This window comes from Clostridium sp. HCP1S3_C6, from assembly GCF_052066735.1.
Taxonomy (GTDB): domain Bacteria; phylum Bacillota; class Clostridia; order Clostridiales; family Clostridiaceae; genus Clostridium.
In genome coordinates this window covers 14,753-35,712 of sequence record NZ_JBQHRN010000021.1, presented here as the reverse complement: position 1 = coordinate 35,712, position 20,960 = coordinate 14,753, and the positions used below count along the sequence as shown (strand labels likewise).

Sequence of the window (20,960 nt, the reverse complement as noted above, 5' to 3'; positions counted from 1 at the left end):
TTATAATTTGAATTTAGAAGAAATAAAGATTATTGCAGATAAAATAGATTTTCAAAAGGGAAATGGATTAGTTCCTGTAATTGCTCAAGATTATGAAAATAAAGAAGTTTTAATGCTTGCTTATATGAACAAAGAAAGCTTTATAAAGACTTTAGAAGGGGATACAGCATGGTATTTTTCAAGAAGCAGAAATGAACTTTGGAATAAAGGAGCTACATCAGGTCATTTTCAATATGTAAAAGATATTAAGATTGATTGTGACAATGATACAATATTATTATTAGTGGATCAAAAAGGTGCAGCATGTCATACTGGTAATAGAACATGCTTTTATAGAGATGTTAAAGAAATATAATAAAAGGAGCTATTATTTTATGAAACAACTTGAAAAAGATTTTGAAAATATACTTAAAAGAAGAGAAAAACCTGTAGAAGGTTCTTATACAACATATCTTTTTAATAAAGGACTTGAAAAAATATTAAAAAAAGTAGGAGAAGAAACAACAGAAGTTGTAATTGCAAGTCTTTCTCAAAGTAAAGAAGAACAAATTGGAGAAATATGTGATGTAACTTATCATATGCTTGTTCTTATGGCTGAACTTGGAATTTCTCTTGAAGATGTTGAAAAAGAACTTGTAAAGAGAGCTGAAAAGCAAAATAATTTTAAAGGTGAAAGAAAACCAATAGAAAATTTATAAAAAATTATAAAAAATCATTTGAATTTATAAATTATATGGTATTATTAATGAGATGAGAAAGCTTATCTTAATAAGTTTTTTTGTCTCATTTTATTTGAGAGGAGTTTATTTTCTTGAAAGAATTATTTAGAGTTAAAGATTTAATTTTTTATGATGAAGACCATGCAAAGGATTATGATGATGAGTATGCTGAAGATTTAGAATATTTAGAAAGTAATATTCCAGTTCTTAAAGAGCTTCAAAATACATTAACATATGAAAAAATAACATGTACGGAAGTTAATAAGTGCTGTAATATTGGCAAAGAAAATTATATAGTTGAATTACAAGGATTTCTTGATGAAAATGATGAATTCATTACAAATGAAGAAGTAGAAAAATTTAATGTAGATAAATCTAAATTAAGCCTTTATATTATTAGAGTTTATAAATGTGTTGATTGTGGCAAATGGATTATTGATGTAATTGATGATGGCTTAAGTAATCTAAATTAAATATGAAAAAAGATAATTACTATAAAAAGATAAAAAAATACATAAATAAAAAATATAAAAGCTTAAAAATTAAAAGCAAAAGCATTAAGAAGAAAGGACAAAAATTATATAAAAATAAATTTTATCTAATTAGTTTCATTACTGTTTTATTTATTTTTATTCTAGCATTTGTGGGATTTTTTATTGGAAGAAGTTCTACATCTATGGATAGAACCTTAGATAATTTTTCATATGCAGTTAAATCATCTGATGTATCTAGCCTTAGAAAAATAGTTAGGGATAATAATAAAAAAATAAAAAAAGAATCATTGAAACCATTAATTAATTATTATGACGAAAATTCATTGAAAATTGATGCCACAATTAATAAGCTTAAAAATTCTGGAGAAAGTGATGATTTTAAGCTTGTAAAAAAAGACTATTTGTTTTTTTCAAAATATTATCTTGAAATAAAAAAATATAAAATTACAATTAACAGTAATTTTCAAGAAGGAATGTTTTATTTGTCTTCAAAAGATGATAAAATAGATAGTGAAAATATTAACAAAATAAAATCTGGTGAAAGTATAAAGGATGTTTATCCGGGAGTATACACAATAAAAGGTAATTTACCTAGCGATTATTCTACTATTGAGTCATCAAAGGATATTTTAATTATGTCAGATAAAATTGACAGTTTAGACTTTAATGCTGTAAATTTAAATGTTGAGTCAGATTTTAAAGATGCAGAAATATACATAAATGATCAAGATACTTTAATAAAAGTATCTGATAATGAAAAAGTCGGGCCTATTTTGGCAGATGGATCTAATTTAGTACATATTGAAACAGATAGTCCTTTTGGAATACTAAAAAGTGAAGAAAAGGAAATTACAAATGTTCCTACAATAAAACTTAATGCAGTTATTGAAAGTAATGAAATTTATGATGATATAGAAGAAAAGGTAAAGGATTTTTATAAAAGTGTTTTTAGAGCATTAAATAATGAAAATAAAGATGAAATTAAAGAAAGTACAGACTTAGTAAAACAAAAGATATTTAATATATTGAGCGAGAAATACTTCATACTTAAAAATAAGTATGATATAACAAATATTAATATTGATAAAGAAAAGAGTCTGCTTTATTATGAGGAAAATGAATATAAGGGTACTATAGTTGTTATTATTGATTATGATGTAAGTAAGAAAATTTTTAATATTAATAAAACGAAAAATACTAAAAACTTTTTTACAAGAATTATTTATAAAGATGATAGTTGGATAATTGAAGATATTGATAATTTTGAACTATAACAAATTTATGAGGTAAAATAATATGAAAAAAGATAAAATAAAAAGCAATATAACAATTAATTTTGAAGATAAATATAATCTATTAAAGGATGGCCCTGATTATGAAGATTATTCAAAAAATTACATAGAGGATAAAACTAATAAAAATTGCCAGTGTTGTGGTAATTGTTGCAAAAAGAAATGAAATTTCTTTAAGGAGGGAAATAGTTTTGGCAAAACCTAGTATATTTAGTAGGGATTATGAACGTAAGATGAAACGTAGAAAGAGAAATATAACAATTGTAGCTATACTTGCTATAATAATTTTTGTTGCACTATTTATTAAATTTGAAGTTGCAAATGCTGATTTTTCAAATTTAAGATCAAGTATTCAAGCTTGGGTTGATAGTGGAAAACCAGAAGAAGAACCTAAGGAGGATACAAACAAGGAAGAAGAAGTACCAGAACCAGTAGAAGAAAAACCAAAAGATTTATCTTATGATTTTACTACTCCTAATGGCTCAATAATAAAAGCAAAATATCAAGAAAGTAATGGAGTGAAAAATTTTCAAGGTATTGAAGTTCCAGCAGGGGTTACATATTCATTAAGTCCATCTATGACAAAAGTTGTAATTATAGATCAAAATCAAAATGTAATACTTGGAAATATTGATGGAACTACAAAAGATTTAAGTAAATATACTTATACAGATAAAAGAGGTAATGTGTATAATAAAGATGAAATTTTAGCAAAGTATCCAGAAAATATATGGTGTAATAGTATAAAATTTATTGATGATAATACACTTATATATTTCAGTAATTTGCCTTATGTAGGTGCAGGGGTTCAAGATAAGTACTTTTGGATGATGAATACTGAAACTATGCAAGAACAAATGCTTACAGGTCTTATAGGTACTAATGTTTCAATTGGAAATTTAGATTCAGTAAATGGAATTGAAGTTTCAGTAAATGGATATAATTATTATATAAAGGCTGATGGCAGTTGTGTTCAAAAAGATGATATAGGAGCAAATAGTCAATATAATACAGGATTAAATGGTCAATATAGTCAAGAAACTAATGAGAATAACTATTAAATTTATAAAAATATGAAATGTTAACACAAAATAAGTATAAAATTTTTATAATAATTTGAAAATAAATATCATTATGTGTTATAATAATCAAGTCTATGAATAAGATGTAAATAACTATTTTAGGAGGAATTATAGAAGATGGAAGCTAAAATGGAAAAAATAGAAGCTAACGTTGTAAAATTTGATGTAAAGGTAGAAGCTGAAAAGTTTGATGCAGCTTTAAAGAAAGCATATAATAAAAATAAAATGCACTTTAATGTTCAAGGTTTCAGAAAAGGAAAAGTGCCAATGGCAATGGTTAAGAAATTCTATGGAGTAGAAGTTCTTTATGATGATGCTGTTAATTATTTAGTACAAGAAACATATCCACAAATAATTGATGAAAATAACATAAAACCAGTTGATTATCCAAAAATAAACATAGTAGAAATTGGTGAAGGAAAAGACTTAAATTATACAGCTGAAGTTACAGTTTATCCAGAAGTTGAACTTGGACAATATAAAGGTTTAGAAGTTGAAAAGAAAGAATATGAAGTTAAAGATGAAGAAATAGAAGAAAGATTAAAATCTATGCAAGAAAAGAACGCAAGAATTGAAACTAAAGAAGATGGAACTGTTGAAAAAGGTGACATAGCTGTTATAGATTTTAAAGGATTTGTTGATGGAGTAGAATTTGAAGGTGGAGAAGGAAAAGATTATTCTCTTGAAATAGGTTCAGGTTCATTTATAGATAATTTTGAAGATCAATTAGTAGGAGCAAAAGCTTCAGAAGAAAGAGATGTAAATGTAACTTTCCCTGAAAATTATGGAAAAGAAGATTTAAATGGTAAAAAAGCTTTATTCAAAGTAACTGTTAATGAAATTAAAGTTAAAGAATTACCAGAATTAAATGACGAATTTGCAAAAGATGTTTCAGAATTTGATACTTTAGATGAATTAAAGAAAGATATTAAAGAAAAAATGGTTGAAGCTAATAATAATAAAGCAAAGGCTGAACTTGAAGAAGCAGTTATTTCAGCAGCAATTGAGAGCACAAAGATGGATGTTCCAGCTGTAATGGTTGAAAATGAAATAGATGCTATGGTTAAAGACTTAGAAAATAGATTAAAATATCAAGGTTTAACTTTAGAACAATACATGGAATACACTGGTAACACAACTGATAAAATGAGAGATTACATGAGAGAAAATGCTGATAGAAAAGTTAAAGCTGATATAGTGTTAGATGCTATTTCAAAGGCAGAAAATGTAGAAGCAACTGATGAAGAAGTTAAACAAAAGGCAGAAGAAATTGCAAAAATGTATTCTGCAAAGGCTGATGACAAGATGGTAGATATGCTAGTTAAAGCACAAAGACCAATGCTTGAAAATGATATTAAAATTAGAAAGACAATTGATTTATTAGTTGAAAATTGTAAAACAAAATAGCATTTACATTAATAAGTAAATAAATAGTATTTTAATATAAGTAATTGCCAGAAAAAATTTTCTGGCAATTATTTAAATTACTATTAACAAATTTATTTTATGAATGTATAATGAAATAAAATGTATTATTAGAGTTATTTCAATATTATGGCTATAAATATTAAGTAGCTTTATGAGGAGGTAGAAAATATGGCATTAGTACCTATGGTTGTAGAACAAACTGGACGAGGAGAAAGATCATATGATATTTTTTCAAGGCTTTTAAAAGACAGAATAGTAATGTTAAGTGGTGAAGTTACAGATGATTCTGCAAATTTAATAGTTGCACAATTATTATTCTTAGAAAGTGAAGATCCAGATAAGGATATATGTCTTTATATAAACAGCCCAGGTGGTTCAGTAACTGCTGGAATGGCAATTTATGATACAATGAATTATATTAAACCAGATGTATCAACTATATGTATGGGAATGGCTGCATCAATGGGAGCCTTCTTATTAACTAGTGGTGCAAAAGGAAAGAGATTTGCACTTCCTAATTCAGAAATTATGATTCATCAACCATTAGGAGGATTTCAAGGTCAGGCAACTGATATTGATATTCATGCAAAGCATGTATTACGTATTAAAGAAAGATTAAATAAGATTTTAAGTGAAAATACTGGTAAACCTTATGAAACTATCTGTGAAGATACAGAAAGAGATAATTTCTTTGGTGCAAGTGAAGCTGTTGAATATGGATTAGTTGATAAAGTAATAAGTAGAAATGAAATTGGGAATGATAAAAGTAAATAAAATTATATAATTTTATAATTAGTTTGTGAGGTGAATCAATGGCTAAGTATGATGAAAAGAAACAATTAAAGTGTTCTTTTTGTGGTAAAAATCAAGATCAGGTAAAAAGGCTTATTGCTGGACCTGGTGTTTATATATGTGATGAATGTATAGAACTTTGTTCAGAAATTATAGCAGATGAAACTGAAGAAACAGTTGAATTTGAATCAAATATACTTTCAAAACCACAAGAAATTAAAGCATATCTTGATGACTATGTAGTAGGTCAAGAAAGAGCTAAGAAGGCTTTATCTGTTGCTGTATATAATCATTATAAAAGAATTAGCTCAAACGAAGCTACTAAAGATGATGTAGAGATTCAAAAGAGTAATATATTACTTTTAGGACCTACTGGTTCTGGTAAAACATTTTTAGCTCAAACTTTAGCTAAGTTTTTAAATGTTCCATTTGCAATTGCTGATGCAACAACATTAACTGAAGCTGGATATGTTGGGGAAGATGTTGAAAATATACTTTTGAGATTAATTCAAAATGCAGATTATGACATAGAAAGAGCTGAAAAAGGTATAATTTATATTGATGAAATTGACAAAATTGCTAGAAAGTCTGAAAATCCTTCAATAACTAGAGATGTATCTGGTGAAGGAGTACAACAAGCACTTTTAAAAATTTTAGAAGGAACTGTTGCTTCTGTTCCACCACAAGGTGGTAGAAAACATCCTCATCAAGAATTTATTCAAATAAACACTTCTAACATACTATTTATATGTGGCGGTGCTTTTGATGGTGTTGATAAAATAATAGAAAAAAGAACTAGAAAAAGTACTATGGGATTTGGTGCTGATATTCAATCTAAAGAAAATAAAGATGTTGGAAGCCTTTTTAAAGAAATTGAACCAAGTGATTTGTTAAAATTTGGTTTAATTCCTGAATTTGTAGGTAGACTTCCAATAGTAGTTACTTTAGATTCTCTAGATAATGATGCATTAGTTAATATTTTAAGTAAACCTAAAAATGCATTAGTAAAGCAGTATAAAAAGTTATTTGAACTTGACAATGTAGAACTTGAATTTACTGATAAAGCTTTAAAAGCAATAGCTAATAAGGCAATTGAAAGAAAAACAGGTGCAAGAGGATTAAGAAGTATAATAGAAGATATAATGACTGAAATAATGTTTGATATTCCATCTAATGATAGAATTTCAAAAGTAGTTATTACAGAGCCAACTATTACAGAAAAGGAAAAGCCAGAAATTCAGATGGTTCCTGAAGGCGAAACTAGACCAGTTTTGAAAGCTAAAAAGTCTAAACTGAAAAAAGGTGTAGAAACTGCTTAAAAGTGTGATATTTTATCACACTTTTTTTCTTAAATATTCTAAATGAAGTTATTTTATGATATACTAATTAAGTCCAAATAATTTTATTGGATATGGATGGAGGGAAGAAGATGAACCAAAAGAATTTAAGACTACCATTAATTCCTCTTAGAGGACTTACAATTTTCCCTAATATGGTATTACATTTTGATGTTGGTAGAGATAAATCAGTAGAAGCTATAGAAGCTGCCATGAAAAATAATGAAACTATTTTTTTGGTATCTCAAAAAGATTCTGAAATTGAAAATCCAACAACAGATGAAATTAGTCGTATAGGTACAATAAGTACTATTAAACAAATAATAAAACTTCAAGGGAAAACCCTTAAGGTACTTGTAGAAGGTAAATCAAGAGGTAGAATAAAGAGATATTATAAAAATGATAAATACTTTGAAGCGTCTATTGAACCAATAGTAGAAGAAGACTATAGAGATGATCCTAAAGTTCAAGGCTATTTTAATACATTAAAAGAAGTATTTATTCAATTTATTAATCTTGCAGGGGAAAGTAACCCTGAAATGATTAAAGGTATAGAAAAAGAAGATAATGTAAATGACTTTGTAGATATGGTATCAAGTTATGTTCCAATTCGTGAAGAGAAAAAGCAAATTATCTTAGAAAGTCTTGATATTTTTGTTAGAGTTGAGGAACTTTTAAAGTGTCTTCATGATGAAATTGAAATAATAAAAGTTCAAAAAACATTAGCCACAAAAATGAAAAAAAGCGTAGATGATTCTCAAAAGGAATATTATCTAAAAGAGCAAATGAAGTTTATTCAAGAAGAGCTTGGAGAAGATGATGAAGAAACTAAGCTTATAAAAAAATATGAAAAACAAGTTTCAGAACTTAAGGCACCAAAAGAAATTAAGGAAAAGGCTGAGTATGAGTTAGGCAGATTAAAAAATATGAATGCTTCTTCTAGTGAAGGAAATACTATAGAAAGTTATTTAGACTGGCTACTTGGTGTGCCTTGGAATAAAACTACAAAGGAAAAGCTAGATATTGTAAAAGCAAGAGAAATTTTAGATAAACAACATTATGGACTTGAGGATGTTAAAGATAGAATTATTGAATATTTAGCAGCTAAAAAAATAAGTGGTTCTTTAAAAGGCCCTATACTTTGCCTTGTGGGACCTCCAGGAGTAGGTAAAACTTCTATTGCAAAATCTATAGCTTATGCAATAAATAGAAAATACTTTAGAATGTCTCTTGGGGGTATAAGAGATGAAGCTGAAATTAGAGGTCATAGAAGAACATATGTAGCTGCAATTCCAGGAAGAATTGTTTATGGATTAAAAGAAGCAAAATCCATGAATCCTCTTATTGTATTAGATGAGATAGACAAGCTTAGCCAAGATTACAAAGGAAATCCAGCAGATGCATTACTTGAAGTATTAGATAGTGAACAAAACAATACTTTTAGAGATAATTTCTTAGAAGTTCCTATTGATTTGTCAAAAGTTATGTTTATTACAACAGCTAATAGCCTTGATACAATTCCAAGACCACTTCTTGATAGAATGGAAGTTGTTGAAGTTTCAGGCTATACTTATGAAGAAAAATTTCATATAGCTAAGGATTTCTTAATACCTAAGCTTTACAAAGAATATAATATTTCTAGTAAAACTATTAAAATTTCTGATGAATCAATAAAGGAAATTATTGATGGATATACAAGAGAATCAGGTGTTAGAAGTCTTGAAAGAACTATTGCTTCTTTAATGAGAAAATCTATGGCAAAAATTCTTAAAGAGAATAAAAAATCAATAGCAGTAAATACTAAAATGGTAACATTGCTTTTAGGTGAACGTAAATTTGATTATGATAAAGTTCAAAAAAGTGAAGTTGGAGTTGTAAATGGTATGGCATGGACAGCTTATGGTGGTGATACTCTTAAAATAGAGGCTGCTGTTATGGAAGGAACAGGTAAACTTCAGCTTACAGGTAAACTTGGTGATGTTATGCAGGAATCTGCTAAGGCTGCATATTCTTATGTTAGAGCAAATTGCAGCAAGTATGGTATAGATAAAGATTTTTATAAAAATAAGGATATTCATATTCATGTACCAGAGGGCGCTGTACCTAAAGATGGTCCATCAGCAGGTGTTACTATGGTAACAGCTTTAGTATCTGCTCTTACTAAAAAAGAAGTTAAATCAAATGTTGCTATGACAGGAGAAGTTACATTAACAGGAAGAGTTTTACCAATTGGAGGTTTAAAAGAAAAAACTCTTGCAGCTTATAGAGCCGGAGTTGATACTATAATAATTCCAAAGGAAAATGAAAGAGATATTAAAAAAATTCCTGTATCAATTAGAAAAAAAATTAAAGTAATTACTGCTGAAAAAGTTGATACTGTCGTAAAAAATGCAATAGCTGGAGAGGATATTAATGATAATTAAAACTAGTGAATTTATTATTTCTGCAGTAAAAAGAAATCAATATCCTGTAGATAATAGAGTTGAAATAGCTTTTGTAGGTCGTTCTAATGTTGGTAAAAGTTCTATTATAAATGCTCTTACTAATAGAAGAAAACTTGCAAAAGTAAGTCAGACACCAGGAAAAACAAGGCTTATAAATTTCTTTTTAATAAATAATGATTTTTATCTTGTGGATTTGCCAGGTTATGGATATGCCAAGGTATCTAAAAAGGAAAAGGAAAGCTGGGGAAAAACTATAGAAACATATCTTCATGGAAGGGAACCCTTAAAAAGAGTAGTTTTATTAGTTGATTCAAGGCACAAGCCAACAGCTGATGATATTATGATGCATGAATGGATAAAGCATTATGGATATGATGTTATAGTTGTTGCAACAAAAAGTGATAAGCTTTCTAATAATGAACTTCCAAAAGCTAAAAAGCTTATAAAAGAAACTTTAAAGCTTGAAAAAAATGATAAGTTATATTTCTTTTCCTCTTTAAATAAGAAAGGGAAAGAAGAACTTATAGATAATTTATTTTTAGACTTATCAGAAGAAGGTAAAGTAAATTTAGAAGATGAATAGGGAATAAGCATTATTTTTGCAAAGGCAAAAAATAATGCTTATTTTTTATCACTTAATGGAATAATTTTACAATAGGCTAATATAATATAAATGTAAGTGATTAAGACAGTCTTTTAAGGACAAGTTTCTAAATTTAATTATTAGGAGTAAGAAATATGAGAAGTAAAAGGATAAAAAGGAAAAAGGACAAAAGTATTTTGGGAAGGATTATAAAAATAATAAATATATTATCTAATATTATTTTTACTTTGCTCATATTATTCTTTATGGTCTTTTGTGTATTTTTAATTAATGCAAAGGTAAAGGGAAAGCAGCCTGAAATACTAGGATATAGATTTTATGGAGTTTTAACTGGCAGTATGGAACCTAATATATGTGCAGGAGATCTTGTAGTAACTAAAAATACAGATATAGACAATATAAAAATTGGAGATGTTATTACTTTTACTTCAAGAGAATCTAACAATACTGTTACTCACAGGGTAGATTCTATTGCAGTTTCAAATAATATAAATTTAATTACAAAGGGAGATGCAAATAATATACAAGATAGTGGTTTTGTGGATTCTGACCATTTAATAGGTAAGGTAGTTAAGGTTATACCTGGATTTGGTACTATTCTTAAATTTCTTAATGAACATAAGGTTATCATTATGTCAGTGATAATAGGATTAATACTGCTTTGGACAATTGCAATTAAGCTTTTAAAAAAAGACAAGGCAGTTAAGTGTAGTGATGGTGGTAATAATTAAATTTATTATATTAATTATTATAATATTTATAAAACATCGGGGGTATTAAGATGAATAAGAGAAAAATTGTAACACTATTAGTGGCAGGGACATTAACAGTAGGAGTTGTAGGAGGAACTTTGGCATATTTTACATCTCAAGATTCTGTTGTTAACCAATTCGAAACAAAGGGAGGTAATATTGGTGATGATCCAAATAGCGGAATTGACATAAACGAATACTTTCCAGAACAGGATAAATTATTACCAGGTGATACAAGACCAAAACTTGTACAGGTTAAAAACTTAGCAAATTATGACCAATTTATTAGAGTTAAATTAACACCAAAATGGATGAATTTGGATAGACAAGGTAATCATGTAGATGTTTCTAAAGATGAAAAACCTTCATGGTGGTTATCTGAAACATCATCACCAGATATTAATGTTGTAAAATTAAACTTTAGTGAAAATGCTTTTGTGGATGGTGAAAATGGATATTGGCTAAAAGGTAATGATGACTATTATTATTTTATAGGAAAAGTAAGAGCTAATAATGAAAATGGAGATTTAGAAAATACTTTGACTACTTCTTTATTAAGATCAGTTAGTTTAGAGTTAGGTTTAGGAAATGAATATAAAAATGCAATATTTGATGTGGATGTAGATGCAGAAGCTGTACAGGCTAAAAATAGTGCATTTGCACAGCAATTTAAAGGTGCTGGAGATGCTGTTCTTAGTAAATTGGCTGTTCTACAAGAAGATAAGATTCATTCAGTAGGCGTAGGAAATGAACAATATGAAGGAGAAGGAACTAAAACTCAACCAACATCTCAAGAAGTATATAAATAATAAAATAAACAATAAATAAAGGGCTTGCATTTTTTGTATGCCCTTTATTTTCTTTAATTAAAGTGGCAAAGGAGGCTTAAAAGTGAAAAAAAATAAAGGCAGCATTTTAAGTGCCATATTTAGTTTTACTGCACTGTTTATTATTATTTCAGGTATAACTGTTTTGGCAGATGATACAGTACCTTCTAATGTAATTCTTGATGGAAATGCAAATGGAATTGTCTTTATACCTGGTGATGAACTTTTTTTAGAAAATAAGGATATGCTTCCTGGTGATACTATATCAAGAAGTATGACCATTAGAAATAGAAGAGATGATTCTTATAAATTATATTTAAGAGCAGAAAAAATGACAGAAGATAAGGAAGACGATTTATTTAATGTTTTAAGCTTAAAAATAACATATAAGGGGAAAATTATTTATGAGGGAAATGCATCAGGAATAGATGGTATGAGCAGTAATATTGACCTTGGAATTTTTAATCCAGGTGATGTTAAAGAACTTCAGGCTCAGGTTAATTTTGATAAAAATGCAGGTAATGAATATAAAAACAAAATTGCTAAAGTTAAATGGATATTTACTGCAGTAGGTGATAATGAAAATATAGAAAAACCTGTAAATAATTATATACAAACTACAAAGAATATAAATACTCCAGTTAACAATATTATTACAAAATTTAAAACTGGTGATCCTTTTGCAATATTATTTTTGGTGATTTTCATGTTATGCTTTTTGTTAGCATCTTACTTTGCAATAAAAGGTGTATTAAATAGGAGGGGTAGAAATGAAAGAAACTAGATTATGTAAATATAAAAAAAACAAAGTAAAAATAATGCCCCTTGTATTTATAATATCCACTATATTTCTTTTTCAAGTAATATTATTTCCAAGTATTAAAGGAAAAAATATTTTAGCTAGTGATTCAAGTAGTGAAGGTGAATATGAAAATATAGATGTAAATTGGAGCAGAACACCAGAGGATGATAGAATAAAAATACACGGAAATAATTTTAATGATAATACTGAAGTTTCTAAAAAAGGTGTATTTAGAATAAATAAGCCAACACCTGAAAATCCTCAATATTATACTTTGGGATATTTAGAGAAAATATTAGATCCAGCAGAAAATAAAAATGTATGGGATGGAAAAAACAAAAACAATAGATATTATAATGATTATGTAAGTAGAATATCAGAGGATAATTTGGCTAAGTACCCGGACTTTGCTACATGGAGGTTTTTTGGAAATGATCATCAAGAGCTTGAATGGAGAATGTTTAAAGGAACTTTCAATTTATCAGATATTGGAGATAAAAAAGTATTTGTAGGTTTAAATAATAAAAGTCTTATATTTCCAATAAATGATATAGTTATTATTTTAGTAGATGGTAAAGTTACAAAGATGAATTTTTCAAACCATGTTTATAATGGAGCAATGTATATAAATGGTCAAAAATTAGAATTTACTCCACTATATTGGAATGAAAAAAAAGAAAAACCTGCATGTACAAATAGTAGTCATTTAAATGAATGTATTAACACAGATTATTGGCATGCTCATTTAGATGAATCAACAAATCGAGATGGAGAAAATTTAAGACTTGGAGATATTACAAGTTATTTAAAAGATGGAAATAACCATACTATAGAAATACTTGCAGCAGATCTTTGTGGTGGAGGCGGTATGTCAAAGCTAGAAGTTTATTGTGCTGATGAACCAGATTATTCTTTAGAAAAAGATGCTTATATAAAAGATAATGAAGGAAACAATAAGGATTTAGTTAGTGGTGATGATGAAAATAAAATAGAGGAAGATACTGATGTTTATTATACTTTTTCTATAAAAAATAATAAAAATAAAAAATTTAGTAATGCTAATATTACATTTCAAGATGATAATTTGAAAGTAAAAATAACAAATGATGGAGTATATTTAGATAAAAATAATGATGGAAATTATGATAAAAATGAAGAAATTCAAGATTATAGTGATTTGAAAATAACAAGCAATGGTATTACTAAAGAAGGTAAAGAAGCGTTAGATTTGTTAAAGGTTCTTCCTGAAAATAGTAATTATAATGAAAGTATTAAAGTAGATTTTCCAAGTATTCTTAAGCACAAAATAAGTGAAGAAGATGCAAAATCAGGTGAATATAAAAATACAGTAAAATCTTATGTGTCTTATTTAGGTGGAGGTCTTACTATGGCAAAGGAAGCAGAATTTATAGTAAAGACTAAAGAAATTGAAGAATTTAATATATCAGTTAATAAAACAATAAAAAAGTATATTAGAAATGATACTGAAGAAGTAGATGAAATTGAAGATACTAAATTTTTACCAGGAGATAAAATATTTTTTAATATATTAATTAAAAATAATTCTAATAGAGAGATAAAAAAATTAAAATTAGAAGATACACTTTCTAATGAACTTGGGGAAATAATAAAAGATAATAATTGGACCATTGAATCACCTGAAGATTTTGATGTGAATAATTTCAACTTAGAAGGCAAAGAAGAAGTTAATATAGTAATAAGTTATGATCTTTTAGAACCAAAGGCAAAAAAAGAGGCTTATTACTTAAAAAATAAAGTAATAGTAAGCAAAAATAATGAATATGAAGAATCTGAAATAAATTTTGAAATAGAAAGGCCATCATTAAAGATTAAAAAGATATTAGATAATGAAGGTATAAATGAGGAAAATGAAGAAAAAACTTATTCTGTAAGTATAAAAGGCAGTGATGATTCTTTATATAATTTAGAAGCACAATTAAATAAAGAATATTTAATTAAAGATTTATTTTATGGAGTAAAATATACTATATCAGAAATTGTGCCTATGAATTATACTGATTTTGCCATTAAAAATAGCAAGCTAGTAAATTTAAATAAAAATATAAAAATAACAAACAGTAGTTTAGTAGAAGAAAATGTCAGCAATATAAAAGATAAAGATATTATTTATATTATAAATAAGAAAATATCAAATAGAAATTTTTATGATGATGATGTAAAAGTAAATACAATAGAGTCATTACAAATAGGGGCAGGTGACAAATAATGAAGAAAAAAAACAAAGTAACTGCAATTATTATCTCTTTAATTCTTATAACTGCAGCAATTGCCCTTGGGGTAACACTTGCATCATTTTCATCAAAAGATAGTGTGAAAAATAACTTTTTAGTAGGAAGTATAAAAACAGAAATAAATGAGAATTTTGATCCAGTAACAGGTTACAAGGAAGTTTGGACAGAAAATCCTATTGATACAGATTCATTAGTAAGAGTAAGTATAAATGTAAGATTATTTGATCCTAATAATCCACAGGAAGTTAAAGCAATTGATATGGAGAAAATTAAGCTTAATTTTATGGATAACTATAGTGATTACTGGTATAAAGGCAATGATGGATACTATTACTATAAAAAAGTATTAAAAGGAACAAAAGAAGGGGCTTATGAAAAATCAAGAACAGAATCCTTATTAAAATCTGTAGAAATTTCTAGAGATTATAAAGAAACTATAAAAGATATGGAAATTAAAATTGATGTAAAATCTGAAGCAGTTCAAGCTACAAAAATTGTTTTTCAAGATGAACATGGAATGAAAACAAAATATGCTTTTGAAGATAATTGGATTAAAATTAATGATAATGTTCTTCAAAATATATTAAAAGAAGCTGTTGATAAAAATTATTAAAAACTTTATTAAAAAGTCTGTCTCCTTAAGTAGTAGGCAGATTTTTTTTGACTACTAAAATAAAAAAATGGTGTCAAATAATGTTGTTTAGAATAAGATATAGTATAAAAATTAATTATTTTATTCTTAGGAGGAAATAATATGGAGATTAATGATATTATTAATGGATTAAATAATAATTCTAGTGATAACTGTTCTTCTGGCAATAATTGTAGCTGCAATAATAGCGGTAATTGCTGTGGGTGCAATAATGGATGTAATGGGTTAGGAAATTTCGGAAACTGCGGTTTTGGAGGCGGCTTTGGCGGCTGGTGGATATGGATAATTCTTTTATTCTTCTTCTTTGGATGGGGAGGAAATGGCTGCGGCGGCTATGGCGGCTGGGGTGGTAATAACTATGGTTATGGTGGATATGGTAACTATTATATGCCATGTTGTTGCTGCTGCAATAGTGGAAAAAAGAAAAAGAATGATGGATGCAACAATTGCTGTGGATGTAACAGTTGCTGCTGTTGCTGCAACAATATGATGAATGGATATGGTAATAATGGCGGTAATAATGGATTCTTTGGTGGAGCATGGTGGCTATTCTTATTAGTTCTTTTATTTATATGTTCTGGAGATAGTTGCGGCGGAGGATGTTTTGGAGATAGCTGTGGTTGTGGCTGCTAGAGAGATAAAAAAACAATATAAGGAGAGGGATAAGCTATGTCAAAGAAAAAACACAAAGATAATTCCTGTAAATGTTGCTGCGTAATGACACCTTATGGCATGCAACCAGCATGTTGTTGTGATTGTTGTTGTAATAGCTGTTGTTGTAATAATTGTTGTTGCTGCAATAATATGATGAATGGCTATAATAATAATTATGGAAACAATGGAATCTTTGGTGGCTGCAATAATGGCTGTTGGGAAGCTATAATTTTTTGGTTAATAGCCTGTGGTGCAGGATTATTAAATACTAGTTCAATTTTAATAATATTACTATTCTTACTATATGGATGGAGCGGCAATGGTTGTGGCTGCCAAAATGGTCTATTTGGTATATAGTAAAGTTAGGTGGAGGATGAAAAAAACATCCTCCAAAAATTATAGCAAAAATTAAAAATGTACATATAATAAAGTAAAGAAATAATGGAGGCAGATTTATGTCTAAAAGAAGGCATAAGGACAGAAATAGAAATATGAATAATCAGAACTTTGGTTATTCATGGCGAAATAATATGCGAGGACCTATGAATAATCCATTTGGCATAACCCCTCAGCAGCTTTTATCTATGTTTGGTGGCAATATTGATATGAATAGAATTAATAACATATTATCATCAATGAATAGAGAAGGATATGATATAAATGGATTACATGAAGAAATGAAAAACCATAATTTTAATAATGGTATGAAGTATAATAATAATCCACAAAACGAAAAAGAACATAATTCTAATGATTTAGAGAAAAGTAACAATTTAAATAATAAAGATGTAAAAAGTATTTTAGAAAAAGCAAAAATAAAAAAAATAGATGAAGACAATATGAAATTTTTAATTAATTTAAAACAAATTGTAGATTTGAAAAAGCAAGTGTTTATAGATAATATAATTGATATATTACTTAAATAAATGAATAAAAAAAGAAAAAAAGGTAATACTAATAATTGTACAGGAGAAATTCTCCTGGCTAAATAAAAGCTTACCTTTAGGCAATTATTTAGTACCCCCCCATCCCCCTTTTAGGCCACTATTATTTAGTGGTCTTTTTTATATGTTGTATATAAATTTAATTCCTTGTTATTATTAGTAATAGATGATATTTTAAATGTATCTTGGCATTTTTCTGTTATTACATTAAATATTATTTCTTTTTTATATGAATCATCTTTTCCAAGGGGATATTTTTCAAAGGATAAAGTCCATTTTATTGATTTTAATTCTCCCTTTGAATCATAGGAATTATTTTCAAAATAAGCATTTTGAAAGCTGTAATGATTATATTCTTTATTTAAATTCCATAAAATTCCGAGTTCTTCAGATGATATATTAGGACTAAAAATATCATTTGTTTCATTAATTTCATAATCAGCTTCTATAATATTAACAAGTTTAAGCATTGCATCAATATCTGGTATATCATGAGAATTTTTAGTTATATCTTTTTTCTTATTAGATATAATCATAAAAGAGTCTTTAGAATTATTTCCGCAAGAGGAATTTAATGAAAAACACTCAGGTGTTTTTGAAGTATTTAAATTAAGAATACCAAAAATATTATTGTTACTTTCATATTTTTTTTCAAGCATATCATTATTGAAGGAAAATACCATAATGCAATTTTTATTAGAATTTTCCATGGCTTCTACTATAATATCATAGGAATTTTTTCGAGATATTTTTTTAAAGTATACTTTAATAGGCCAGGATTTTGCTGAGATAATAGTTTTTGATTGAAAAAAATCATTAAGACAAAAAGTTTTCTTGTTTAAATTTAAATATATTTTTGAGTTTTTTATATAAGCATTATCTACAATTCCATCACCATTAATATCTAGTGATATTGATGAAGTATCATTTTCACTAAGTGTTAAAAGAGATTTCCCAGAGGTTTTGTTAATTGGGTAATATATAATTAAAAATGTCATAATAAGAATAAATGATAAAATTGCTTGTATATAATTGTTTTTTAATAACAAATGGTTCATAAAAAAATCACCTCATAAATTTATATGAGATGATTTTTAGATTATGAATTTTTGCAATTAGTACATACTCCGTAAAAATAAACCTTATTGTATAAAATATCAAAAGAAGTATAATCTTTAGCCTTACTATTTAAATGGTTAAAAGATAAATCGCCAAGATCATCAACCTTTCCACACTTTATACATTGAATGTGAGGATGAGGCTCTGCATTACCATCATATCTAAAATTTCCTTCTCCTACATTAATTTCTTGAATTAAATCAACTTCAGCTAAAGTTTTTAAAGCTTTGTAAACAGTAGCTAAGCTCATAGTAGGATATTCTTTATGTAAGGCATTATAGATTGTTTCTGCAGTTGGATGAGCTGTTGTACCCATTAAATATTTATAAACAGCAAGTCTTTGAGGAGTTAACTTAAGTTTTTTATCTTTAAAAATTGAGATAATATCATCCATAATAATCACTCCTTTATATTTGTAATTGATTATACAAAAAACTTCTACAAAAAGCAAGTGGTTTTTAAAAGATAGTTATTATTATAAAATAAAACTATGATTAATAAAAATTATTAATGAATAATTACTTTTAAATTAAATGTTTATGTAAATAACTAATTTATTCATTCATTTGCATTTATGTTAAAGTGGTGATAAACTTAACATATTAAGTATAATAATATATGTTATTGTTATTTATAGGAGAAAGAACATAAGGAAGTGTTATATATGGCTAAGTATAAAGTTGGAGATGAACTTATAATAGTAAATGATCCTAATAAGGAAAAAGAGAAGTTAAAGAAACTTACCCATCTTACAGTAGAAGATGATTATGCAAATCTTTCTTGGGGCATTAAGATAATTAATGTTGAGTATGATAAACCTAATGTTACATTAACTTACAGAAATGTAGCAGGAGAAAAAAATAAAGTTTTTGCAGTATGTAAGGATATAGAAACTTTTGACAGAGAAAAAGTCCTTGAAAAGGCATTGTTAAAAGCCTTTTTAAATGAAATTATTGATATTTCAGTTGTAAAGAATAGTAAAATAAAATAGTTTTTTTAAATAACAAGGTATTAAAATATCTTGTTATTTTTTTGTGAAATATTATCAAAAATTTTAATAATAATTAAAATAATGTTCATATGAAAATAGACACTATCAATTTGAAATAATGTATAATAAACTTAAATAGGTATAAAAAATGTAATTATAAAGAAGTAGGAGAAGTAATATGGATATATTTTTTGCAAGACAAGGTGTTTATAATAAAAATAAAAAAGTAGAAGCATTTGAATTAAAATTTTACAATAGTAATACAGTAAGCAATGAAGATAGTGATAATGCCAAATTGCAGCTACTGTGTAGCTGTGGTACAATTGGAATTAGTCATTTTACAAGTAGCAAAAAAGCTTTTGTGCAGTTTAATGAAATAGCTATCCTTGAAGACATTCCATCACTTCTTGGTCGTGAAGTAATTATAGTTGACATTTCAGAAGATTTTATATTAAATTCAGAAACTTTAGAAGCATTAAAAGAACTTAAGGAAGATGGTTATACTATTTCTATGTATAATATATCTAATATTGACAAGATAAAAGAATTTAAAAATTTTATTGATATTTATAAAATTGATTTTAGTGTTCTTTCTAAGGAAAAGAGAATATATTTAAAAAATCATATTTCAAGTATTAATAGTAAAGCTATGTTTATGGCTATTAATGTGGATAATGAAATGCAGTATAATGATTCAGTGAAAGAAGGGTATACATATTTTCAAGGCTCATTTTTTGGGAAAAGTGAAAGAGTGATGGATAAGGACATTACAGCCAGAAATGTAAATAGATTTAACATAATTCTTGAACTTTTAAAAGATAATTTTGATATAGATAAAATTGAATTTATAATTAAGTCAGATGTGGGTATTAGCTATAAGCTTATGAGATTTTTAAATTCTGCAGCTTTTTCCTTTGTACAAAAAATTAGTTCTATAAGACAAGCTATAATGCTTCTTGGACGTGAAGAACTTAGAAAATGGCTAACATTAATAGTAATAAGTGAAATGCAGATAGATAGTAATGAAGAATTAAGTAATAATACTATTATAAGAGGAAGACTTTGCGAGCTTATATGTGATAAGATATCTAAGGAAAAGAAATCTCATGCATTTATAGTTGGTTTATTTTCTAATTTAAATGAATTTATTAATATGGATATGGAAAGTATCGTAAGTGAACTTCCAATAGATAATGATATAAAGGATGCACTTCTTGGAAAAGAAAACGCTCTTGGGAATATTTTAAGTTTAGTAAAAGCATATGAAGTAATGGACAGTGAAAAAATGGATTTTTTAACTGATAAATTATCATTAAATAAAAAAGAATTGTTGCAAATGTACCTTGATTCCATTGATTGGTTAAATGAATTAACAATTAGTTTAAAATAATTTAACTTTTTTTAAAACATTAGCTATTTAAATTCTATTAAAAATGTAATATAATACAAATAGTTAATGATTTCGTTTTCAAAAGTTAAAAGGGGTGGGGGAATTATGAGTAAATGTCCATTTTGGTCATGTAATGGTGAAACAGTATCTTGTTATGGGGAGTGTCCTATGCAGGAGTTAAAATTTAAAGGAGAAGAGTGTGCTTTTAAGGAATATTTGTCTGATTATGATAAATTTAATTTGAAATATAAAGATATAATTCAAGATGATTATGCAGATAGCACACTTTTAAATTTTAAATATTTAAATATTTCAGGTTTGTAAAATGAAAAGCGTAACTATGATTATTTTTTATCATAGTACG

The 20,960-nt window shown here is 26.9% G+C and carries 24 protein-coding genes; 22 read left to right on the top strand and 2 right to left on the bottom strand.

Translation table 11 applies throughout. The annotated features are described in order from the left end of the window. Window positions 1-7: 7 nt before the first annotated feature. From hisI to ACTNAO_RS08550, 19 genes are all read left to right on the top strand, one after another. Window positions 8-355 carry a phosphoribosyl-AMP cyclohydrolase gene (hisI, locus tag ACTNAO_RS08640; protein WP_441028159.1) on the top strand — a complete coding sequence of 116 codons (348 nt, stop codon included), beginning with the start codon at window positions 8-10 and terminating at the stop codon, window positions 353-355. A gap of 19 nt (window positions 356-374) precedes the next feature. Further along, window positions 375-698 (top strand): phosphoribosyl-ATP diphosphatase, encoded by a 324-nt coding sequence (gene hisE, locus ACTNAO_RS08635; protein WP_441028157.1) that lies wholly within the window; start codon window positions 375-377, stop codon window positions 696-698. A 113-nt stretch (window positions 699-811) separates the two neighbouring features. Beyond that, window positions 812-1,192 (top strand): hypothetical protein, encoded by a 381-nt coding sequence (locus ACTNAO_RS08630; RefSeq protein WP_441028155.1) that lies wholly within the window; start codon window positions 812-814, stop codon window positions 1,190-1,192. 203 nt (window positions 1,193-1,395) lie between these two features. Next, window positions 1,396-2,487, top strand: coding sequence for a TcaA 3rd/4th domain-containing protein (locus ACTNAO_RS08625; RefSeq protein ID WP_441046136.1), 1,092 nt, complete (start codon window positions 1,396-1,398; stop codon window positions 2,485-2,487). 22 nt (window positions 2,488-2,509) lie between these two features. Next, a complete protein-coding gene (locus tag ACTNAO_RS08620; RefSeq protein WP_441028152.1) occupies window positions 2,510-2,671 on the top strand; it encodes a hypothetical protein in 162 nt (53 codons plus the stop codon). A gap of 25 nt (window positions 2,672-2,696) precedes the next feature. Continuing rightward, a complete protein-coding gene (locus ACTNAO_RS08615) occupies window positions 2,697-3,566 on the top strand; it encodes a hypothetical protein (protein ID WP_441028150.1) in 870 nt (289 codons plus the stop codon). Window positions 3,567-3,704: 138 nt separating this feature from the next. Continuing rightward, window positions 3,705-4,994 (top strand): trigger factor, encoded by a 1,290-nt coding sequence (tig, locus tag ACTNAO_RS08610; protein ID WP_441028148.1) that lies wholly within the window; start codon window positions 3,705-3,707, stop codon window positions 4,992-4,994. 189 nt (window positions 4,995-5,183) lie between these two features. Next, window positions 5,184-5,789 (top strand): ATP-dependent Clp endopeptidase proteolytic subunit ClpP, encoded by a 606-nt coding sequence (gene clpP, locus ACTNAO_RS08605; protein WP_441028146.1) that lies wholly within the window; start codon window positions 5,184-5,186, stop codon window positions 5,787-5,789. A 38-nt stretch (window positions 5,790-5,827) separates the two neighbouring features. Next, on the top strand, window positions 5,828-7,126 hold the full coding sequence (clpX, locus tag ACTNAO_RS08600; protein WP_441028144.1) for an ATP-dependent Clp protease ATP-binding subunit ClpX: 1,299 nt from the start codon (window positions 5,828-5,830) through the stop codon (window positions 7,124-7,126). A gap of 110 nt (window positions 7,127-7,236) precedes the next feature. Then, the gene (gene lon / locus ACTNAO_RS08595) at window positions 7,237-9,567 is read left to right on the top strand and encodes an endopeptidase La (protein ID WP_441028143.1); all 2,331 of its coding nucleotides are present in this window, start codon (window positions 7,237-7,239) and stop codon (window positions 9,565-9,567) included. Beyond that, window positions 9,557-10,171 (top strand): ribosome biogenesis GTP-binding protein YihA/YsxC, encoded by a 615-nt coding sequence (gene yihA, locus ACTNAO_RS08590; protein WP_441028141.1) that lies wholly within the window; start codon window positions 9,557-9,559, stop codon window positions 10,169-10,171. Before lon ends, yihA begins: the two co-directional genes overlap by 11 nt. A 155-nt stretch (window positions 10,172-10,326) precedes the next feature. Beyond that, on the top strand, window positions 10,327-10,923 hold the full coding sequence (locus tag ACTNAO_RS08585) for a signal peptidase I (RefSeq protein WP_441028139.1): 597 nt from the start codon (window positions 10,327-10,329) through the stop codon (window positions 10,921-10,923). A 50-nt stretch (window positions 10,924-10,973) separates the two neighbouring features. After that, the gene (locus ACTNAO_RS08580; protein WP_441028137.1) at window positions 10,974-11,753 is read left to right on the top strand and encodes a BsaA family SipW-dependent biofilm matrix protein; all 780 of its coding nucleotides are present in this window, start codon (window positions 10,974-10,976) and stop codon (window positions 11,751-11,753) included. Window positions 11,754-11,835: 82 nt separating this feature from the next. Further along, window positions 11,836-12,555 (top strand): LPXTG cell wall anchor domain-containing protein, encoded by a 720-nt coding sequence (locus ACTNAO_RS08575; RefSeq protein ID WP_441028135.1) that lies wholly within the window; start codon window positions 11,836-11,838, stop codon window positions 12,553-12,555. After that, a complete protein-coding gene (locus tag ACTNAO_RS08570) occupies window positions 12,542-14,821 on the top strand; it encodes a hypothetical protein (RefSeq protein ID WP_441028133.1) in 2,280 nt (759 codons plus the stop codon). The genes ACTNAO_RS08575 and ACTNAO_RS08570 overlap by 14 nt, the downstream gene beginning before the upstream one ends. After that, on the top strand, window positions 14,821-15,459 hold the full coding sequence (locus ACTNAO_RS08565) for a hypothetical protein (protein ID WP_441028131.1): 639 nt from the start codon (window positions 14,821-14,823) through the stop codon (window positions 15,457-15,459). The genes ACTNAO_RS08570 and ACTNAO_RS08565 overlap by 1 nt, the downstream gene beginning before the upstream one ends. A 141-nt stretch (window positions 15,460-15,600) precedes the next feature. Then, window positions 15,601-16,131: a hypothetical protein gene (locus ACTNAO_RS08560; RefSeq protein WP_441028129.1), complete on the top strand. Its 531-nt coding sequence runs from the start codon at window positions 15,601-15,603 to the stop codon at window positions 16,129-16,131. 36 nt (window positions 16,132-16,167) lie between these two features. Further along, complete coding sequence (locus tag ACTNAO_RS08555; RefSeq protein ID WP_441028127.1) at window positions 16,168-16,509, top strand: hypothetical protein; 342 nt, start codon at window positions 16,168-16,170, stop codon at window positions 16,507-16,509. A 98-nt stretch (window positions 16,510-16,607) separates the two neighbouring features. Further along, on the top strand, window positions 16,608-17,078 hold the full coding sequence (locus tag ACTNAO_RS08550) for a hypothetical protein (protein WP_441028125.1): 471 nt from the start codon (window positions 16,608-16,610) through the stop codon (window positions 17,076-17,078). A 125-nt stretch (window positions 17,079-17,203) separates the two neighbouring features. Here ACTNAO_RS08550 and ACTNAO_RS08545 read toward each other — a convergent pair whose 3' ends face one another. Both ACTNAO_RS08545 and ACTNAO_RS08540 read right to left on the bottom strand, forming a co-directional pair. After that, window positions 17,204-18,154 (bottom strand): hypothetical protein, encoded by a 951-nt coding sequence (locus ACTNAO_RS08545; protein ID WP_441028124.1) that lies wholly within the window; start codon window positions 18,152-18,154, stop codon window positions 17,204-17,206. 41 nt (window positions 18,155-18,195) lie between these two features. Then, a complete protein-coding gene (locus ACTNAO_RS08540) occupies window positions 18,196-18,609 on the bottom strand; it encodes a Fur family transcriptional regulator (RefSeq protein WP_441028122.1) in 414 nt (137 codons plus the stop codon). Window positions 18,610-18,879: 270 nt separating this feature from the next. On the opposite strand from ACTNAO_RS08540, the gene ACTNAO_RS08535 reads away from it, so the two are divergent. From ACTNAO_RS08535 to ACTNAO_RS08525, 3 genes are all read left to right on the top strand, one after another. Continuing rightward, the gene (locus ACTNAO_RS08535) at window positions 18,880-19,206 is read left to right on the top strand and encodes a hypothetical protein (RefSeq protein ID WP_441028120.1); all 327 of its coding nucleotides are present in this window, start codon (window positions 18,880-18,882) and stop codon (window positions 19,204-19,206) included. Between the two features lie 178 nt (window positions 19,207-19,384). After that, window positions 19,385-20,596, top strand: coding sequence for an EAL and HDOD domain-containing protein (locus tag ACTNAO_RS08530; RefSeq protein WP_441028118.1), 1,212 nt, complete (start codon window positions 19,385-19,387; stop codon window positions 20,594-20,596). A 105-nt stretch (window positions 20,597-20,701) separates the two neighbouring features. Continuing rightward, window positions 20,702-20,920: a hypothetical protein gene (locus ACTNAO_RS08525; RefSeq protein ID WP_441028116.1), complete on the top strand. Its 219-nt coding sequence runs from the start codon at window positions 20,702-20,704 to the stop codon at window positions 20,918-20,920. Window positions 20,921-20,960 lie beyond the last annotated feature (40 nt).

Bases quoted from the DNA above. Each gene is read 5' to 3' on its own strand.
- hisE (WP_441028157.1), top strand. From the start codon at position 375: ATGAAACAACTTGAAAAAGATTTTGAAAATATACTTAAAAGAAGAGAA.
- ACTNAO_RS08625 (WP_441046136.1), top strand. From the start codon at position 1,396: ATGGATAGAACCTTAGATAATTTTTCATATGCAGTTAAATCATCTGAT.
- ACTNAO_RS08620 (WP_441028152.1), top strand. From the start codon at position 2,510: ATGAAAAAAGATAAAATAAAAAGCAATATAACAATTAATTTTGAAGAT.
- tig (WP_441028148.1), top strand. From the start codon at position 3,705: ATGGAAGCTAAAATGGAAAAAATAGAAGCTAACGTTGTAAAATTTGAT.
- clpP (WP_441028146.1), top strand. From the start codon at position 5,184: ATGGCATTAGTACCTATGGTTGTAGAACAAACTGGACGAGGAGAAAGA.
- clpX (WP_441028144.1), top strand. From the start codon at position 5,828: ATGGCTAAGTATGATGAAAAGAAACAATTAAAGTGTTCTTTTTGTGGT.
- lon (WP_441028143.1), top strand. From the start codon at position 7,237: ATGAACCAAAAGAATTTAAGACTACCATTAATTCCTCTTAGAGGACTT.
- yihA (WP_441028141.1), top strand. From the start codon at position 9,557: ATGATAATTAAAACTAGTGAATTTATTATTTCTGCAGTAAAAAGAAAT.
- ACTNAO_RS08585 (WP_441028139.1), top strand. From the start codon at position 10,327: ATGAGAAGTAAAAGGATAAAAAGGAAAAAGGACAAAAGTATTTTGGGA.
- ACTNAO_RS08580 (WP_441028137.1), top strand. From the start codon at position 10,974: ATGAATAAGAGAAAAATTGTAACACTATTAGTGGCAGGGACATTAACA.
- ACTNAO_RS08570 (WP_441028133.1), top strand. From the start codon at position 12,542: ATGAAAGAAACTAGATTATGTAAATATAAAAAAAACAAAGTAAAAATA.
- ACTNAO_RS08565 (WP_441028131.1), top strand. From the start codon at position 14,821: ATGAAGAAAAAAAACAAAGTAACTGCAATTATTATCTCTTTAATTCTT.
- ACTNAO_RS08560 (WP_441028129.1), top strand. From the start codon at position 15,601: ATGGAGATTAATGATATTATTAATGGATTAAATAATAATTCTAGTGAT.
- ACTNAO_RS08555 (WP_441028127.1), top strand. From the start codon at position 16,168: ATGTCAAAGAAAAAACACAAAGATAATTCCTGTAAATGTTGCTGCGTA.
- ACTNAO_RS08550 (WP_441028125.1), top strand. From the start codon at position 16,608: ATGTCTAAAAGAAGGCATAAGGACAGAAATAGAAATATGAATAATCAG.
- ACTNAO_RS08545 (WP_441028124.1), bottom strand. From the start codon at position 18,154: ATGAACCATTTGTTATTAAAAAACAATTATATACAAGCAATTTTATCA.
- ACTNAO_RS08540 (WP_441028122.1), bottom strand. From the start codon at position 18,609: ATGGATGATATTATCTCAATTTTTAAAGATAAAAAACTTAAGTTAACT.
- ACTNAO_RS08535 (WP_441028120.1), top strand. From the start codon at position 18,880: ATGGCTAAGTATAAAGTTGGAGATGAACTTATAATAGTAAATGATCCT.
- ACTNAO_RS08530 (WP_441028118.1), top strand. From the start codon at position 19,385: ATGGATATATTTTTTGCAAGACAAGGTGTTTATAATAAAAATAAAAAA.
- ACTNAO_RS08525 (WP_441028116.1), top strand. From the start codon at position 20,702: ATGAGTAAATGTCCATTTTGGTCATGTAATGGTGAAACAGTATCTTGT.